Genomic DNA, 633 nt, shown 5'->3' on the forward strand with positions numbered 1-633 from the left:
TGCCAAAAGCACGGAGATTCAGGAAGAACAAGAGAGGGAAGAATACGCGACTTTCAAGTTCTACAAAACGGTTATAAGACACTGCATTTGGAAAATATGACTTCAATGTTCCTCTAATAAAGAATAGGTAATAATGCTTGAAGTTTCGGAACGAGCCGAAATGGAAATACAGCAAAATCGTCATGATTTCACTATCAGATAAAGAGGCTTTACGTCGTCTGCGCTTTACTCCATCTTCACCCAAAAGCAATTTTCCTGCATTTTCAGCATCAAAAACTTTGTAAAATTCATCAATAATACAAAATAATTCTGTAACTTTGTCCTTGGTAATCTCCATAATGATATCTTTTTATGTTTGTAACTAATTGGATTTCAACTACAAAGATACAAAAAATATCGGAGATTACCAACTTTTTTAGGCACTATTTCTTATCCCGAACTGAGGTATATTTAGCCCAATCCACCAGGGTGTATTGCCTAAAAGATCGGCAGATAGCCTCTGCCCTGCTCTCTCCTTTCATAGGAAAGGAATAGATACGGCGTTTTACCGATATTCCGTGTTTAGTTTGTTCCATGATTTCTTGTTACTTTACATCTATGACACAAAGGTAGTCTGAAAATGGGAAAAATTAC

The 633-nt window shown here is 36.2% G+C and carries 1 pseudogene; it reads right to left on the reverse strand.

The features are described from left to right. Nucleotides 1-337: pseudogene (locus IE226_RS45555) on the reverse strand (IS982 family transposase); the annotation flags it as partial. Nucleotides 338-633 lie beyond the last annotated feature (296 nt).

This window comes from Streptomyces longisporoflavus (genome assembly GCF_014649775.1).
Lineage (GTDB): Bacteria > Actinomycetota > Actinomycetes > Streptomycetales > Streptomycetaceae > Streptomyces > Streptomyces longisporoflavus.